Annotated in this window: 4 protein-coding genes; all 4 read left to right on the top strand. The window is 45.7% G+C overall.

Translation table 11 applies throughout. The annotated features are described in order from the left end of the window. Positions 1-143: 143 nt before the first annotated feature. Positions 144-8,030, top strand: a complete 7,887-nt coding sequence (locus QUA10_RS11655) for a DUF7948 domain-containing protein (RefSeq protein ID WP_333086254.1) — start codon at positions 144-146, stop codon at positions 8,028-8,030. A 469-nt stretch (positions 8,031-8,499) separates the two neighbouring features. Continuing rightward, complete coding sequence (locus QUA10_RS11660; protein ID WP_333086255.1) at positions 8,500-8,679, top strand: hypothetical protein; 180 nt, start codon at positions 8,500-8,502, stop codon at positions 8,677-8,679. A gap of 71 nt (positions 8,680-8,750) precedes the next feature. Then, positions 8,751-15,857: an FG-GAP-like repeat-containing protein gene (locus tag QUA10_RS11665; RefSeq protein ID WP_333082810.1), complete on the top strand. Its 7,107-nt coding sequence runs from the start codon at positions 8,751-8,753 to the stop codon at positions 15,855-15,857. 325 nt (positions 15,858-16,182) lie between these two features. After that, positions 16,183-17,544 (top strand): cytochrome 450, encoded by a 1,362-nt coding sequence (locus QUA10_RS11670; RefSeq protein ID WP_333082809.1) that lies wholly within the window; start codon positions 16,183-16,185, stop codon positions 17,542-17,544. Positions 17,545-17,788 lie beyond the last annotated feature (244 nt).

Here is a 17,788-nt window from a genome sequence, read left to right on the forward strand (position 1 = left end):
CCGTGTTACACTTTTTAATCAACAATCCGAGAAATTTCGCAAGAAAATGGTATTTTGCGTAAATTTTTCGCAAGAATTTACTATACAGCAGAGCTCGTACTTGTATATACTGAGTCGCATAACATAAACCAGGGGTACCAGCTATGAACTCTCAAAATCAACAGGCATCTTACGGTCAAATTCCCTTAAGTTTTATTGCAAATGCTGGACAAACAGACCCGAATGTGAAATTCCAGGTGAAAGGTGCCGGTCACAGCATCTTTTTTAGTCCAAACGAAATTTCTTTCGTCGCTTTCCAGCAACCCAATGAACCGGGGAACCAAGCCACAAATTCTTCAATTGTCCGCAGCAGCTTAGCCAACAGCAACCCGAATCCCACAATTTCCGGGCTGGAACAATTGCCGGGAGTTGCTAACTTTCTGTTAGGCGAAGATTCTAGTCAATGGCAGACTAATGTGCCTACTTTTAACGGCGTTGTTTATCAAAACGTCTATCAAGGAATTGACCGCGTTTTCAAAGGCACAGAAGGACAACTTAAGAGCGAGTTTTTAGTTGCACCTTTTGCCGATCCGAGTCAAATTAAGATGAACTATACTGGTGTTAACGACATCCGGTTGCGTGACGACGGAGCACTGATATTAGAAACACCGCTAGGCGAATTAATTGATAACGCACCGATAGTTTATCAAGATATCGACGGACAGCGGGTGAATGTTCCCGCAGCTTACAATTTATTAGGAAATGGTCAAGTTAATTTTAGTTTGGGATATTTTGACCGCACTCAACCCCTAGTTATTGACCCGGTTTTAGCTTACTCGACTTACCTAGGTGGCAGCGGCGATGGCATAAGCGGCAACGGCAATGACTACGCCAACCGCATGACTGTAGATAGCACAGGTGCGGCTTACATTATTGGCACTACTTTTAACAATTTTACGACTACTCCCGGTGCATTCCAAACTACGCCAGGGGGTCAAGCTGATTTCTTAGTTACTAAAATTAACCCCGAAGGAACTGCGTTAGTTTACTCTACTTATATCGGCGGTATTGGCAATGAATACGGTTTTGGGATTGCGGTAGACAGTCAAGGCAATACTTATTTAACCGGACAAGTCGATCCGGGTTATCCAACTACACCGGGTGCTTTTCAACCTATAGTAACTGGTTATAGTGCTGCGGCAACTAAACTCAATGCTGCCGGGAATGCGTTAGTTTATTCTACTTTTTTAGGCGGTAGCCTGGGGGATCTCGGCAACGGCATTGCTGTAGACAGTAACGGCAATGCTTATGTTACCGGGTTCACAAACGGCAATTTCCCCACTGCCAATGCCTCCCAACCTGTATACGGAGGGGGAACGGATGCGTTTATTACTAAAGTTAATCCAACTGGCAGTGGTTTAGTTTACTCTACTTATTTCGGCGGTAGCGATCGTGAGGACGCTCAAGCCATTGCAATAGATAATAATGGTAATGCCTACATTACCGGTGTTACTTATTCGACTAACTTGCCGGGGAGAGATTTAGGCTTTCAAAATGCCCTGGCAGGTAGTTATGATGGTTTTGTCGCTAAATTTGACGGGAATGGTGCGCGTGCTTATTCCACTTATTTAGGTGGCTTTGGCGAAGATAAAGGTGCTGATATCGCTGTAGATAGTGCTGGAAATGCCTATGTTGTCGGAATTACCACTTCAACTGAGTTTCCGACTAAAAATGCAGTTCAAGCGACTTATGCAGGTGGTGCAAATGATGCTTTTGTCATCAAGTTAGGCCCTCTAGGTAACAATGCGATTTATTCAACTTATTTGGGCGGTACTGGAGATGACAACGGGCATCGCATTACTCTAGACAGTGCAAATAATGCTTATGTTACCGGGGATACGACTTCGACTAATTTCCCGACTAAGAATGCTATTCAAAGTGTCAGCGGCGGCGGGAAAGATGCTTTTGTCACCAAAATCAATGCGTCGGGTTCTGCCTTAGTTGATTCTACTTATCTGGGTGGCAGCGGCGACGACAACGGTAGTGGTATTGCGGTGGATGCTTCTGGTGCAGTTTATGTGGCGGGATCTACTACGTCTACTAATTTGCCTACTGCGAATCCTTTGCAAGCGGCGAATGGGGGAGGTGCTTCTGATGCTTTTATTACTAAAATCATTCCTGGCGGGCCGCAGGTGAAGATTGTTGAGTCGGGCGGCAGCACTAATGTAGCAGAAAGCGGCACGACTGATAATTATACAGTTGTATTGACTAATCAGCCTACTGCAAATGTGGCGATCGCACTTAATACCGACACTCAAATTCAACCGATTGCTGGCATTACTTTCACTCCAACTAACTGGTTTTTACCGCAAACGGTGACAGTCAGTGCAGTTAATGATAGCCTAGCAGAAACTTCGCCGCACAGCGGCCCGATCGCTCACAGTGCTATCAGTACCGATACTAATTATAACGGGACTACTGCTAGTTTTACTGTTAATGGCACTCCTGGCAATACCGTCAATGCTAATATTACCGATAATGACACCGCAGGCGTTAGCATTACTCCCACTAACACGACTGCGACGGAAGGCGGTGCAACTGGAACTTATACCGTTAAATTAAATACCCAACCGATCGCACCTGTTACGATTAACTTGGCTACAGGCAGTGAAATTCAACCAATTACCGCACTTACTTTTACCACTACTAATTGGAATGTCGATCAAACTGTTGCGGTGAAAGCAGTTGACGACAATTTAGTTGAAGGAAATCATGCAGGTGCGATCGCCCATACTGCTACCAGTACCGATACTAACTATAACAGCATCACAATTCCGGCTGTTAGCGTCGCCATTACGGATAACGACACGGCTGGTTTCAGCATTGCACCTACGAACATAACTGCTACAGAAGGCGGTGCAAATGGCAGTTACAAAATCCAGCTAACTTCGCAACCAACTGCACCGGTTACTATCAGTTTCAATACTGGCGACCAACTTAATCCGATCGCCACACCTATTACTTTTGATAGCACTAACTGGAATGTTGCGAAAACTGTCAATGTTAGTGCGCTCGACGACAATCTAGCACAAGGAACCCACAGCGGCACGATCGCTCACACAGTTACGAGTACCGACGCGAATTATAACGCGAAAGTCATTTCCAATGTGACGGCATCAATTACAGATAACGATAGTCCCGGTATTTCTATTGTGCAATCAGAAGGCGAGACAGCTATTGCTGAAGGCGGTGCAACCGATAGCTACGGCGTACTTCTGACTACTGCACCTACTGCAAACGTCACGATTAATTTTGATACGGGCAGTCAAATTAATGCGATCGCACCTGTTACTTTCACGCCCAATAATTGGAATGTGGCGCAAAATGTCACTGTTACGGCGATCGATGACAGCATAGCGCAAGGAAGCCGCAGCGGCACGATCGCTCATACGTCTGTCAGTACAGATACTAATTATAACAACCTGACGATTTCTCCTGTGACAGCCACGATTGCTGACAACGACACGACTGGTGTGACTGTTTCACAGGAGAACATAACAGCTACAGAAGGCGGTGCCACAGGCAGTTTTACACTCAAGTTAAATTCGCAGCCAACTGCACCAGTTACTATCAGCTTTGATACGGGAAATCAAATAAGTGCGATCGGTGCAATTAGCTTCGACGCTACTGACTGGAATGTTGCGAAACCCGTGACAGTAACGGCTACAGACGATGTGGCTGTGGAAGGAAATCATGCGGGGGCGATCGGACATACGGTTACGAGTACGGATACGAAGTATAACGGAGTTGCAATACCGACTGTCAATGTCGCCATTACCGATAACGACACTGCGCCGACACCAACACCTCCGTTACCAACTCCAACACCGACACCAACACCTCCGTTACCAACTCCAACACCGACACCAACACCTCCGTTACCGACACCAACACCTCCGTTACCAACTCCAACCCCGACACCAACACCTCCGTTACCGACACCAACACCTCCGTTACCAACTCCAACACCGACACCAACACCTCCGTTACCAACTCCAACTCCGACACCAACACCTCCGTTACCAACTCCAACCCCGACACCAACACCTCCGTTACCAACTCCAACCCCGACACCAACACCTCCGTTACCAACTCCAACACCAACTCCAACTCCAACACCTGCTGGAATTACCGTTAATCCTACAAGTGGATTAATCACGACAGAATCAGGCCAAACAGCAACATTTAATGTTCAACTCAACACATTAAACATCCCACCTACCGGCGATGTGAAAATAGATTTAGCAAGTTCCAATACAGCAGAAGGAACAGTTTCCCCGCAATCGCTGACCTTCAACTCTACTAATTGGAATCAGCCGCAAACAGTAACGGTAACAGGCGTTGACGACTTTGCTATTGACGGTGATAAAGCTTACACCATTGTTACTAGCCCTGCAGTCAGTACGGATAACAAATTTAACGGATTAAATGCGTCCGATGTCGCTGTCACCAATAACGATAATGACAGCAATATCCCAGCACAAGACTTAGCTGGCAACACATCAGCTAAAGCCCGTACAATCAATGCAAGTTCCGCTCTCAGAAACTACAGTGATTCAGTAAGTAGTAACGATCCAGATTACTACAAATTCACGATCGGTGCTGACAATGACTTCAACTTGTCAGTCAGCGGATTTACGGGAGATATTAATCTGGAATTGCTTGACAGTAATCAAAATGTCATCTCAACTGCAATAAGTTCTGGCGCTGGCTCAAAATTAATTAACCGCCTTTTGGAACACGGCACTTACAGCATTCGAGTTTCTTCAGTTAATAGCGCCGAGACTCCATACAATTTGAATTTGTCGGTTGTACCTCGTCTTGCAGGTGTCACAACTACAGGATATGAAGGCCCTGCCGTCACAAATCCGCAGTCAAATTCACCTAGCAGCAGCATTTTGAGCGGCATCAACAACAATCTAGTCACTAACAATCTATCCACTTCCCTGATTGATAGCAATTTCCTCGACTCAGTGCTGTTTAGTGGTGTTGGTGGCAATAGTAATGCTTCAAGTTTCGTTAATAACTTCCTCCCAGCAGACTTTTTTGGTAGTTTTGACGGCAGCGGCAACGACCCCTATCATGAGAAACCTGCTAGTGTATCCAGCGCGCAAATAAATTTGGATAAATTCCGCGCCACACCACGTTTTTCCGGTATTGACGGCAGTGGTTTCTCTGTAGCGGTATTAGAGACTGGCATCAACTTAAACCACCCATTCTTTGGCCCTGACAGCGACTCAAACGGCATCAGCGATCGCATCGTTTATAACTACGATTTTGCCGACGGCGACGCGGATGCTAGCGACAAAGACGGACACGGATCGAACATTGCCAGCATTATTGCTTCCCAAGACCCAACCTATACAGGGATGGCACCTGGGGCTAATATTATCGGTCTCAAAGTGAGAAAGGATAATAAGGATAATATGCCTAGTGACGAAATTAATAAGTTTCCGTATGTTGAACAAGCTTTGCAGTGGGTATTGCAAAATGCAGATACTTACAACATTGCCAGCGTTTGTATGGCATTCGGCAGCGGTGAAAATTTTCCCACCAGTCAAACTTCACTCTACGGTATAGGAGATGAACTGGCAGCATTAGCGGCGAAAAATATAATTGTTGTCTCTTCATCAGGCAACCGTTACTACCCGTACCGGAATGAGCCTCCAGGTGTAAACTACCCTTCAGCAGATCCGAATTCGCTGTCGATTGGCGCGGTATACAATTCCAACATTGGTTCTTTCTCTTTGGGAAATTATTTTGCGAATAAGCCTGGTGAGACTGGGAAATTGGTAACAGCAAATACCACTGCTGCTGATCGCATTGCTCCTTTTTCTCAGCGTAACGGGACATTAACCACAGTTTTTGCTCCAGGAGCACCCATCACCGGGGCTGGCAAAGATGGCGATATAAACGAGAGAAGTACCTATCACGGTACCAGTCAAGCTACAGCCCACATTGCCGGAATTGCAGCATTAGCCCAACAGTTAGCACAGAAAGAATTAGGTCGCAAACTGACACCAAAGGAGTTTGCCAATCTTTTAAAACAAACCGGTGTCACTATCAACGATGGCGACGATGAAGACGACAACGTTAAACATACAGGTCTTAATTTCAAGCGCGTCGATGTGCTGGCTTTGGGTGAAGCTATTGCTGGAGGAGGTGTTGTTCAGAACCGTCCGCCACAAGAAAAGATTCATTTAGACTATTTCATTAAGGAGTTTAATCAAGACATTCAAAATGTCTACACCGATCCGGATGGCGACTTAATCTCTTACAAATTAACTCGAGAGGATGGCAGTCCTTTAACCAGCAGTTTCAACAGTAGCTGGCTGGGATTCTCTTTCGACTCTAACAAGAACACCATCAAATTTACTGGCACTCCACCAGTGTTTAATATTAATGGAAAACCATTGAGTTTTGTAAGACCGTTTAAGGTTAAGTTAACCGCCACCGACCCTGCAGGTGCAAGCAATTCTCAAACCTTCAAGATAACCAAATATAACGGTCGCTGGGTGATTGATAATTACATTGCAGATGCCAAGGTATTTTTGGATGCCAATAAAAATGGTGTTCTCGATGCTGGCGAACCCTCAACTAACACTGACACTAGCGGTGAATTTAATCTCGATTTTCCCTTTGAGACTTTCGACAAAAACGCCAATGGGGAAATTGATTCAGATGAAGGAAATTTAGTTGCTTTTGGCGGCACTGATACCGCTACGGGTTTGCCTTTAGAAACGCCTGTTACTGCACCTGCTGACGCTACTGTGGTCACGCTTTTAACTACTCTGATGGTGGACTTGGTAGATCGGGGAATTGAGAGCGATCGGGCTGAATCTCTGGTCAAGTCTGCTCTTGCTATTCCGGCTGATGTTGCGATCGCAGATTTCGATCCGATCGCGGCCACCAACGACACCGAACCGGGCGGCGTCGCAACTTTGGCAGCAATGGTAAAAGTTCAAAACGTCATCACTCAAACTGCTGCTTTGATTGACGGTGCTTCCAGTGCAGCTACTAACGAAATTGTCAAAGCTGTTGTCAGTTCAATTACGAGTCAAATTCAATCCGGTACTGTTTTAAATCTCAGCAACGCAGCCGCTTTAGAACCAATAATTCAGCAATCAGCGGCGAAAATCCAGCAGATTGACCCCAGTTTCAACAGTCAAAAAGTTACCTCAATTACCTCGCAAGCTGCGACAGTAATGGCAACAGCAAATCAGCGCATTGATTCTGCTGTCTCCAACCCAACAGGAACATCAATTCCTGAATCAGTAGCCCGCGTCCAACAAGTAGCTTTGGGCCCAACCACTCAAGACTTCAAAGAAGTTGGTGCGGGAACTAAGACAATTTCCCAGGTAGTTACTGAGAATACTGGTGCTGCTTTAGATAACAGAATTCAAGCTGTAATATTACCTGCTGGGATTGCAACTCCTGTAGTCACCGGCGACGCGGATTTGGGCAGCAATTCTCCCGATCAAATTCTCGGTACCAGCGACGACGATATCCTGACTGGCGACAGCAGCAATAATGTTTTGATGGGTCTGAGGGGCAATGATTCTCTCGACGGTGGCGTGGGGAATGACACTCTTTTCGGCGGCAAGGCTAACGATACAATGCTTGGCGGTAACGGTGATGATGTCTTGTTTGGCAACCGGGATGCTGACATTTTGAACGGCGGCGATGGCAGCGATATTCTGCTGGGAGGTAACGGTGATGATTTGCTGAATGGCGGTTTGGGAAGTGATAGTTTGACGGGAGGGGAGGGCAACGATCGCTTCTTGCTCTCTAGCAATTCGGGTATCGATATTATCTTGGATTTTGAAGACGGAAAAGATTTGCTTTCTCTAGGCAACAATCTTAGTTTCTCCCAACTGTCACTTACTCAAGAAAACAGTGCAACTTTCATCCGTTTGTCAGCAACCGGAGAAATTTTAGCTGCTCTCAATGGCGTGACAGCTAACCAAATTAGCATCGCCGATTTCAGTTAAAAATTCCTGGTCGCACGGGTAGCCAGAAACCGGGTTTTTTACGACAATATTTCGCACTCACCCGCAGGTTCAGTAAAAAACCCGGTTTCTTTGATAAGTGCGTTCAGTTCAATGTCGATCGAGTAGTAGTGTATCCACCCATGAGGTTTTTGATATGAACGAAAACTCACAACCAATCTTTTTTCCTGTTTCTCGGTTTAAGTTGATCGTGATGTCCCTAGTAACCTTCGGATTCTATGAAATTTTTTGGTTTTATAAAAACTGGCAGCTATTAAAAGCCGCAACAGGAAGAGACATTAGCCCCTTTTGGAGAACAGTTTTCAGCGGTATTTTTGGCTATTTTTTATTCAAATAAATTAAAGTTTGCGCTAAGTCCTACTGTGTTTCTCCCAAGTTTAGTCCATTTTTTCTGACTATTGTTTGGATTGGGCTTAATATGTGTTTTCGACTGCCAAACCCATACGGGTTAGTGAGTAATCTGTCTGTAATAGCTTTGCTTCCCGTTCAAGATAGTGTGAATAAATTGAACTGTGTAGCAGCACGAAACCACAATCCTAACAGTCGATTTTCGGCATGGAATATAGTAACGATCGCCGTGGGAGGCAGCCTGACTGTACTTGCGATCGTCGGGATACTGATGCCAGCTTAGGTGCGATTTGCATCAGTTTCACAACTCGAAACATCAAAGATTACTGTTGTTAACTAATAGGTAAATTAATCATGTCTACCTTCAAGAACGCTGCAAACTTTGCTGCCGGCACAAATCCCCAATCCCTGACTGCCGAAAACTTTAATAACGACAATATCCCAGACTTAGCCATCAGCCGCGGAACCGCTGTTTCCCTATTAATAGGGAACAGCCAAGGAGGATTTGGCACTCCCAGCAACGTGAATCAATCCAGTCGTACTCCCATCGTATCAGGTAATTTTAACACCGATAATTTCCTAGACCTAGCCGTAACTAACTGGTCTGGTGGAGAATTTCCTAGTGGTTCCGTTTACATCTTACCGGGTACTGGTCAAGGTACTTTTGGCAACTCCACTAGCTTTAGCGCCGGGACAAACCCGCCCAGTGCGATCGGCGTAGGAAATTTTAACGCAGACAACTTATCAGACATAGTTGTAGCAGACATTAATGGCGGCGTTTCCATCGGATTACAAAACGCTCAAGGCAACGGTTTTGCTAGGGAAGAAAATATATCTCAGGTAGGGACAACTCCCACCGCGATCGCAGCGAGAGACTTTAACAGCGATGGCCGCCTCGATCTTGCCATCACTAGCAGCGGTTCTAACAACGTTTCCATCCTACTGAACACGGGAGGCGCTGGTGCAGACCGATTTTCAATCCCGGTAAATTATGCAGTTGGGACTAATCCAACATCCATTGCCGCAGAAGACTTTAATGGTGACAACATCCTCGATCTTGCCATCACCAACAGCGTTTCTAACAACATTTCCATCCTACTTGGCACCGGTCAAGGTGCCTTTGCCAATGCCACCAACTACGCAGCGGGAGGCGATAGTCCGACATCGATCGCAGTTGCCGACTTAAACGCCGACAGCAAACTCGATATCGCCGTGGCTAACAATCAATCAAACAACGTTTCTATTCTAACTGGAACCGATCAAGGCACCTTTGGCAACCCCATTAACTACGCAGTTGGGACAAATCCAAAAGCGATCGCCATCAAAGATTTTAACGCCGACAACAAACCCGATATCGCCACCGCCAACAGCGGTTCTAACGATGTCTCGATCCTGCTGAATACCACCGTTGAGGTTAATTTCGGTGCCGCCACTTACAGCGGCACTGAAGGAACAACAGACACAGTAGTTAATGTTCCAGTCACCATCAGCGGCGGCACTCCCTTGGGCGATGTAGTTGTACCAATAGTCATCGACCCCAGCAGTACGGCTACCCAAAATTCAGACTACACTTTTTCACCAGCCACTCTCACATTCAGTGCAGGTACTAACACCCTGACTCAGAATGTTGCTGTCACTGTCAAAGCTGACAATATCCCAGAGAACGCCGAAACAGCAGTATTCAGCTTTGGTACGATTACTGATGGGATTGCAGGCACAACAAATCAAGCGACACTAACTATTCCGGCTAATGATGCCATAGATTACGCCATTGCTGCCGGTACTGCCAGCATCGCCGAAGGCAACACCGGCACTACTCCCGTTACTTTTATCGTGACTCGCAGTGGCGGGATTGATGCTGCCAGCAGTGTAAATTATGCAATTGGAGGAACTGCTACAAACAGCAGCGATTACAACAATATCGGCGGCACTTCTGGGGGAACTAGCATTACTGGTACGGTTAATTTTGCGGCGGGTGAAACATCGAAAACCATTACTTTAGATGTATTGAGCGATGCCATGATTGAACCGGAGGAAACTATTACTGTTACTCTGTCAAATCCGGTTGCACCCGGCCCGACTCCGACTATTACCGCTGCTGCCGCTACAACTACGATCGGTAATGATGACACTGCCGGAGTCACGGTCAATCCTGCCAGCGGATTAGTAACGACAGAAGCAGGCGACAGTGCTACATTTACCGTTAAACTTAACAGTCAACCCAGTGCTAATGTTAGCCTTGATTTGAGCAGTTCCAATCCCGCTGAAGGAAAAGTTTCTAGCAATAGTTTAACTTTCACGCCTGCGAACTGGAATCAACCGCAAACGGTAACGGTGACAGGTGTAGACGACAGCGTTGCTGATGGCAGTAAAACTTACAATATTGTCACTGCTGCGACTGTCAGTACCGATACTAATTACAGCAATCTCAATCCCGATGATGTCAGCGCCAGCAACAGCGATAATGAAACTCCTGGCATTACGATTAATCCTACCAGCACGAATGCAACGGAAGGCGGTGCAAATGGAAGTTACAGCATTCAGTTAAATACTCAACCGATCGCACCTGTTACGATTAACTTGGCTACAGATAGTCAAGTTCAACCAATTACTGCACTTACTTTTACCGCTACTAATTGGAATGTAGCTCAAACTGTGGCAGTGGCTGCGGTTGACGACAGTTTACTTGAAGGCAATCATGCAGGGGCGATCGACCATACTTCTACCAGTACCGATACTAACTATAACAGCATCACGATTTCCCCTGTTAGCGTCGCGATTACTGATAACGACAATGCGCCAACCCCAACTCCTGCGTTACCGACACCAACTCCTGCGTTACCGACACCAACTCCTGCGTTACCAACCCCAACTCCTGCGCTAACGACACCAACTCCTGCGTTACCAACCCCAACTCCTGCGTTACCGACACCAACTCCTGCGTTAACGACACCAACTCCTGCGTTAACGACACCAACTCCTGCGTTACCGACACCAACTCCTGCAGTAACGACACCAACTCCTGCGTTACCGACACCAACTCCTGCAGTAACGACACCAACTCCTGCGTTACCGACGCCAACACCTGTAACCCCAGCGCCCACAACATCGGCGACACCTGTTGGTATTACTATTAACCCAACAACAGAATTAACTACTACTGAATCCGGAGGAAAAGCAACCTTTAATGTCAAACTCAACAGCCAACCTACTGCTGATGTCAAAATAGATTTAGAAAGTTCCAATGCAACAGAAGGAACAGTTTCACCGGCATCGCTTACTTTCAATTCTGCTAACTGGAATGCTTCACAAACAGTAACGGTAACAGGTGTTGACGACAGTGTTGCTGACGGGAATAAAGCTTACACCCTTGTTACCAGCCCTGCTGTCAGCAATGACAGTAAATACTCCGGCTTAAACGCAGCAGATATCGTCGTTACAAATACCGATAACGAAACCCTTTGGTGCGGTTTGGAAAAAGGATTAGACAAACTGGAAAACATTGTTAACGACCAACTGAATGCGTTCAAACTGCCAATCTTAGGACGACTAAGCGACATTTCTCCGAATTTTATTAGCAATTTCAAAAATAGTCTAGTCAATACTGTTAAAAATGCAACAGATTTCACGCCTAGTCAGCTAGAAAATAGCATTCAGGAGGTTGTTGGATCGGCATTCGATGTTAAAGTCGAGAGTAGTTTCAATCCAAATGACAGTAACTTAGTCATTAAAATTGGCAAAAAATATCAGCTCGACAATATTACGTTTTCAGAAGATTTAGGGTTGCCCGCACTAGGCTTGAAAGTCGAAAACTCTCCTAAGCCCTGGAATCAAGTTGTCGCCTTCGCACCGACTGCAAATCTCTCTCGCTTTGCCAATTTATCTAATGATTTAGAAGCATCAAGCCTCAATTCCAATATCAGCAATTCAGCCACATTAGCACCGGTTACAGATAGTAGTAGTAATGTATCTCAGTTTAGTGCGAACTTTCCTTCTCAGAGTTTGATTTCGCCAGTTTTAGCTGGAATTTTAAAGCCAACTCAAAAATCGGCTTTTGACTATGAGTTATCTATTGGTGTCGGTTACAACAAAGATTTTGGCTGCTACATCGATACTGACAATACTAAATTAAACGCTAACTTAAAGTTAGCACTTCCTGAGAAATTCAAAGCTCAAGCCAACCTCGCTTTTTTACAAGCTGAATTTACCAACGATCCTGAAAACCCAACTCAACTTGATGCCAACTTTGAAGTCAAGTTAAATGACTTAGACAACGTGGGCGGTACTGATGATGGCAATCGTTTAACTTTGTCTGAGTTAGACGGCAGTTATCAGTTAGAAGACTTATTTCAATCTAGCTTAACGAGTAATGCCAATCTCGGCTTGCACGGCAAAACTAGCATCAACGGCAATGCTGCTTTTCCATCTTTTGATTTTGATTTAGCAGTCAATTGGCCACTGATTAATTATAGGAACGGTCAATTAAATAATTCGCAGCCACCCTCAACTTCCCCGTCAACTACATCGAGTCTATCAAATTTCAATTCATCACTTTTATCCAACACGAAATTTTCAGCGGTTTCAGGGTTAAATCAATCGCTAGGTTCCTCAAATTCAAGCACAGGCGCGAGTTCAAATTTATCTTCATTCTTGCCATCAAATAATCAGGGAAATATAGGTTCGCCAACCACCGACAATCCCTTTGGCGGATTGCCTAACCCGACAGTCGAATTTAACAACCTAAAACTCGACTTAGGAACCTTTATCACTAACTTGGCGAAACCAATACTCACCACTGTTTCTGATATTATCGACCCGTTTAGACCAGTTATCGATTTCCTAAATACAGACACTAAGTTACTGTCAGAACTTGGCGTTGCTGGCCCCTTCGATAACAATGGAGATGGCAAAGTTTCGATCTTGGAACTGGCAACTAAATTATCGACTGGTAATGTTGCTACTGACTTCTTAAATGCAGTTATCAAAATCGACGAGATATCGCAATTGGCAAATAGCCTGTCAAACTCTTCAAAAAATATTGCCATCGATTTAGGTTCCTACAGTTTAGGCAATATTAATGTTGCCAAGCCCAACTCTAGCCTCAAAAACAAAACACCGAGACTGACAAATTATGTTCCTAATATTTCTCAACAAATCAATTCTAAAACAGCGGGAAATAAAAAAGAATTTGTCAATCAATTCAAGAGGGTTCCCGGCATAGACTTACCAATTTTAACCAAGCCAGAAACAGCCATTCAACTTCTTTTAGGAAAACCAGATGTTGTCCTTTTTACCTACGATATGCCTCCCCTAGGGATAGACTTCAATTTTAGCAAAGAGTTTCCTATATTTGGGCCGATCTCAGGGTTAATCGAAGGCAACTTTAATGCGTCAGCACACCTCGCATTTGGCTACGATACTTACGGATTAAAAGAATGGAAAGACGATGAATTCGATACGTCATCAGCCTACAAAGTTTTAGATGGTTTTTACGTGAGCGATCGCGCAAATCCCGATGGTACTGGTGCGGATGTTGATGAACTTAAAATCAATGCTGGTATTAAAGCAGGTGTCGGAGTAAATGCAGTAGTTGCCAGCCTTTATGGAACGGCTGGAATACAAGGAAGCATAGGCATTGATTTAGTAGATATTGGAGAAAATAACGGCAAAAGCGACGGTAAAATCAGAGGATCTGAAATTGGCTCCCGCATTAGTAAACCCTGGGAACTTTTTGATATATCAGGTCAAGTTAATGCTTTTTTAGGGCTGGAGTTTAAAGCTATAGTCCCTTGGGAGTTTTGGGAAGGGAAACAAACAGTTTGGAAAAAAGATTTTGCCACATTTGAGTTGGCCAAATTTGGCACTGGAGAAAGTTCAAGGAAGAGCGGTAGCGGTGTTAACAGTTACCTAACTGGAGCAAAAGTCTTCTTTGATGGTAACTTCAACGGCATTCAAGATGAAAAAGAACCGTTCACTATTACTAACGTGGATGGCAGCTTTAATTTAGATGTCTCTCTCCCTAATTTCGACAAAAATAACAGCGGCGAACTCGATCCAGATGAAGGCAGACTTGTAGTTGCTGACGGTATTAATACCGCCACTTATTTGCCGCAGCAAACGCCACTAACAGCAACACCTGATGCTACTGTTGTGACACCTTTAACTACTCTGATGCAGAAGATGGTTGCACAAGGTATCAATCCTAATGAAGCAGAGACTAAAGTTAAAGCAGCATTTGGAGTACCGTCAACAATTGATTTGACTGGCTACGATCCGCTACAGGCAATTACTCAAAACGATCCGAACGGTTTGGCGGTTTATGCAGCACACATTCAGGTACAAAACGCTGTTGTTCAGACAACAATTTTAATTAGCGGGATTTCGGCTAACTCTAAAACCGATATTGCCGATCGCATTATTTCCATCCTTGCCAATCAAATTCAATCCGGGGCTGTCGATTTAACCAATCCCGCACAATTACAAACCATCGTTCAGTCTGCTGCAACTCAACTGCAAGCACAAAAAGCGTCCGATATTGCGCCGGAAGTTGCTAAAATTATAGCGGAAGGGAATCAGCGGGTACGGGCGAGCGCATCTAGCAACCTCCCACTCTCAGATGCAGCTACTAAAATAGCCCAAGTTCAACAGGTAGAACAAGGTGAAGTCGCTAAAGACTTGCAGCAAGTCGCAGCCGGAAATAAGACAATTCAGGAGGCGATCGCAGAAAATACAGGCACATCCTTAGACACACAAATTCAATCGGCAAGCGTCAATAACCCGACAATTCGCAAGAGTATAAACAGTGACTTCACTGCTGCTGAACCTTTCCCCGACAGCGGCATAGAATTAGTCAACAATTCTCCTAATCAAAAAATCGGTACTGATGGTGACGATACTCTAGGCGGCGACAGCAGCGATGACGTTTTAAGTGGTAAAAAGGGAAATGATTTGATATTTGGTTTTAACGGCAATGACTGGATTAATGCCAATCAAGGCAATGACTTAATTAATGGCGGTTTTGACGACGATACCCTTTACGGCGGCAAGGGAATTGATACCATTACAGGTAGCGATGGTGGCGATATTATCTTTGGCAACCGAGGCGACGATATGCTAGAGGGTAGCACTGGCAATGATACTTTGCGCGGAGGCAAGGGAAATGATACTATTATTGGCGGTGACGGCGACGACTTCCTATTCGGTGAAGATGGAGATGACACTTTGATCGGAGGGAATGGGAGCGATCGCTTCTTGCTCTCTAGCAATTCGGGTATCGATATTATCTTGGATTTTGAAGACGGAAAAGATTTGCTTTCTCTAGGCAACAATCTTACTTTCTTGCAACTGTCACTTACTCAAGAAAACAGTACAACTTTCATCCGTTTGTCAGCAACCGGAGAAATTTTAGCCGCTCTGAATGGGGTGTCGTCCAGTCTAATTAATGCCACCGATTTTGGCTAAATTTAATAGCAAGTAGTCGCACATAACTACGGTTTATGTGCGACTCTCAGAGATTGGGGCTAATACTTTAGATACAGAAAGTAGATCTACTTACCAGCAATCGTTAAAAATTCCACTCAATCTCCGGGAAAAGGCTAGACTGGAGCGCAGACATATTCAGTAAAACTATATCTATGTTGCCACTGTGTTCACAAATAAAGATGGCTATAGTTATACTTACTGATTTGGGCAATTAAGTGGGATTCAATACCCGCTCAATGGCCGCTCAATACCCTCTTGCTGCTAAAGGCAAAGCGGGTTATGGCGAGGGATTCTCGGAGGAATTATGATGAACCTAAATTTAGATACTATTTTCTCATCGCTGATGAACCCGGCCCTGAACGAGTTTCAGGTTTGGGCTTTGCAAAACCCGGAAGAAAGTCTCAGCAAAACGATGTTACCCCCGATCGCCCTGATTGAGGGTTTGATTGCCAACGAACCCACCTATTTGCAGATAAAACGGCTGGCTTTCGGAGCAAACTTTTGCTGCGCGGGGCAAGTCGTGATGGGAGAGTTTGACACCCTGGAAAAAGCACTCACATCGCCCCAGGCGCGCGGATGGCGGCTTGGTACTTCTGTACTCGATCCCGATCGCGCCCCCAACCAAGATGTCGGCGGTAGGAACCTTTTCCTGCTGTCTTTGTCCGATCGCGAGACTGATGGTAGCAGCAACCACGCAGCATTCCGAAGCTGTATGCAGAAATATCTCTTCAACAGTGCGACAACGGATCGCCAGGGAGACGAAATCGCCGGACGGTTGCTCGATCGGCTAGCCGCAGATTATGCCGAGATGTCGCACGGTACGGGGGGAGCATTTTTTACCGATGTCAAGCGCGGTTGGATGGGATTTTTAGTCCGATACCTGCACTACGTCATCTTTGGGATTAATCCAGACGATTCAGAGTCGATCGAACTTCTCACCGAATTGCATTACACCCGCCAAAGCCCGCTGCACTACTTCGCCGTCATCGGCAACCTGCTGCAAAGCCTGAACCTGTTTGGACACGGGGATTTGTCCACTCTAATCGAGCGTGCAGCGACTATCTATGAAAATTCCCCAGCCTTAGCCGACTTCGAGGAGAGCTCGGAAAACAATGGCATGACTAAGCGGGAATTGGCAAAGCTGATGACATCGATTATGGGGATAGCGGGACTGCAAGGCCCCCTGCACCTAGGCTACACGGCAATGGGATACCGCCCTCTCCCCGCCTATAAAGGACAGCAGACGGCCGAAATTAACCCGACTGATTTTTGGGATCAGCTCGATTTGGACGATCGCCAGTCGATCGAGCTCTTCCTCCTGGAATGTGCCCGCCTCTGGGCCCCCGTCAGCGCCACCCACCGAGTCGCGACAGAGCCTTTCACCACAACGGTAGCGGGCAAAGAGCGCACTTTCCCTGCCGGCACCAAGGTACTGATACCGCTCAGCCTGGGGCTGCTAGACGAGAGTTTCTGGGGCTCTACGGTATACGAATTCAACCCTAAGCGGGAGAATTTGTGCCCTTTTCATATGGGTTTTCATTCGGTGGGCGATCGGAGTGCGGGACGGATTTGCCCCGGTAAAGACATCGCACTCAAGATGCTGGTGGATGTCGTGAGTACGGTAGGCAAAGTGCGGCGAAGCTCTGAGCCCAACTTGCGGCGGTAATCAATCCAAAAGCTCGATCGGACAGCGGTTGAGACTGAGATATTGCACCATTCTCGCTTAACAGGCTTTTCGGCCCACCCGACAAGACATCAAGTTTATTGTGGGGTGTCCCGCCCGCCCTGGAATAACTTATTGGCAATGATGCAAGATGTGAGTTGAAACCGCACGCCACATAAATGATTGATCGATCAACTCAGAAATCAAGGGGGTATCTAATAGGAAACCAAAACACAACTATTTTGAG

The sequence above is a fragment of the Microcoleus sp. Pol8_D6 genome (genome assembly GCF_036700965.1).
Lineage (GTDB): Bacteria > Cyanobacteriota > Cyanobacteriia > Cyanobacteriales > Microcoleaceae > Microcoleus.

Excerpts from the sequence above, each read along its gene's own strand:
- QUA10_RS11655 (WP_333086254.1), top strand. The coding sequence starts at position 144 with ATGAACTCTCAAAATCAACAGGCATCTTACGGTCAAATTCCCTTAAGT.
- QUA10_RS11665 (WP_333082810.1), top strand. The coding sequence starts at position 8,751 with ATGTCTACCTTCAAGAACGCTGCAAACTTTGCTGCCGGCACAAATCCC.
- QUA10_RS11670 (WP_333082809.1), top strand. The coding sequence starts at position 16,183 with ATGATGAACCTAAATTTAGATACTATTTTCTCATCGCTGATGAACCCG.